Annotated in this window: 2 protein-coding genes; both read left to right on the top strand. The window is 65.4% G+C overall.

Annotation, left to right across the window (positions count from 1 at the left end):
• Positions 1-96: 96 nt before the first annotated feature.
• Entirely contained in the window at positions 97-978 is an 882-nt protein-coding gene (locus JHE00_RS34530) for an ABC transporter ATP-binding protein (protein ID WP_200326406.1), read from the top strand.
• 60 nt (positions 979-1,038) lie between these two features.
• Entirely contained in the window at positions 1,039-1,758 is a 720-nt protein-coding gene (locus JHE00_RS34525) for an ABC transporter permease (protein WP_200326405.1), read from the top strand.

The raw sequence follows: 1,758 nt of genomic DNA, 5'->3' as shown, positions 1-1,758 counted from the left end.
TGACACTGCGTCATATGTTCACCCCAAGGAATGTCATGGGGGATTGATGACGTGGTTGCACTGGCAGTTGTGGGCTGGTGGCGCTGTGATTGTGGCATGACTTCCACGGCAGTGATCGATGTTGAGCGGTTGAACCTGAAGTACGGGGATTTTCATGCGGTGAAGGATCTGTCGTTTCAGGTTCGGCGGGGTGAGTTCTACGCGTTGTTGGGGACCAATGGTGCGGGTAAGACCTCGACGTTGGAGACGATCGAGGGGCATCGGGCGGCGACGTCGGGGTCGGTGCGGGTGCTGGGTCGGTCGCCGATGGATCGGGCGGCGGTGCGGCCGAAGATGGGGATCATGTTGCAGGAGAGTGGGTTCGCGCCGGATTTGACGGTGCGGGAGTCGGTGCGGTTGATCGGGGCGTTGACGCGGCGTCAGGATCGGGTGGAGCGGGTGCTCTCGGTGGTGGATCTGACGCGGAAGGCTGGGACGAAGGTGTCGCAGCTCTCGGGTGGGGAGAAGCGGCGGCTGGATTTCGCGACGGCGGTGTGGGGGACGCCGGAGTTGGTGTTTTTGGATGAGCCGACCACGGGGTTGGACATTCAGTCGCGGGATGCGTTGTGGGATGCGGTGGACAAGCTGCGGGAGGACGGCTCCACGATCGTGCTGACGACGCATTATCTGGAGGAGGCGCAGCAGCGGGCGGATCGGATCGGGTTGATGCACCGGGGGGCCTTCCATCAGGAGGGCACGGTGGCGGAGTTGACGCAGACGTTGCCGGCGGTGATCGAGTTCGGGGTGGCGGGTGCGGTGCCGGCGTTGCCGTTGCAGGCGCGGCGTTCGGCGGAGGGCAAGGTCGTGATCGAGACGCATCAGTTGCAGAAGGATCTGTTCGTGTTGCTGCGCTGGGCGCAGGACAACGCGGTGGAGTTGCGGGAGCTGGAGGCGGGGGCGACCAGTCTGGACGAGGTGTTCCGCGCCATCGACAACTGAGGGTTCCGCTGGCCAGTCGTTCGAGTTTTCGAGTCTTTTTCCCTGAGAGGGTGCGTTGTGATGCTGTCGATCGCTCGTAGTGAGCTGATCCAGATTTTCCGGAACCGGTCGGTGTTGATCACCAGTTTCGTGATGCCGATCGCGATCTGTGCGTTTTTCATCTATCAGCACGAGTTGTTCGCCCAGGTGGGCAGTCTGGGCTACATCGCGGCGATCGTGATGTTCACGGTGTCGGCGTTCGGGCTCTACAGCTCGGCGGTGACCACGCTGGCCTCGCGTCGGCAGAACCTGTTCCTCAAGCGGTTGCGTTCGACCGCGGCGGGGGACGCGTCGATCCTGGTGGGGCTGGTGCTGCCGGTCACGGTGATCGCGCTGGTGCAGATCGTGGTGATCCTGGGGGTGTTCGGTGCGGTCGCCGGGATGCCGGACAACGTGGGTCTGCTGGTGGTGGCGGTGCTGGCCACGGTCGCGATGATGATCGGGCTGGGCCTGGCCACGGCGGGGCTGACCAACTCGCCCGAGCACGCCCAGGTCACCACGCTGCCGGTGACGCTCGGGGTGATCGCGGTGGCCAGCTGGGTCGGGATCACCGGCACCGAGAGCCTGTCCATGCTCAAGCGGCTGCTGCCCGGCGGCGCGGCCACCGAACTGGTCACCAACGCCTGGAACGGCGGCGTCGCGCTGGGCGACTCCCTGCTGCTGCTCGGCCCCACCCTGGCCTGGGTCATCGTCGCCGTCACCCTCGCCGCCCGCCTCTTCCGCTGGGAACCCCGCCGCTGA

Source organism: Prauserella cavernicola (assembly GCF_016595675.1).
Lineage (GTDB): Bacteria > Actinomycetota > Actinomycetes > Mycobacteriales > Pseudonocardiaceae > Prauserella_A > Prauserella_A cavernicola.
Note: the sequence above shows the minus strand (reverse complement) of the source record. Positions and strands in the feature narration are given on the sequence as shown.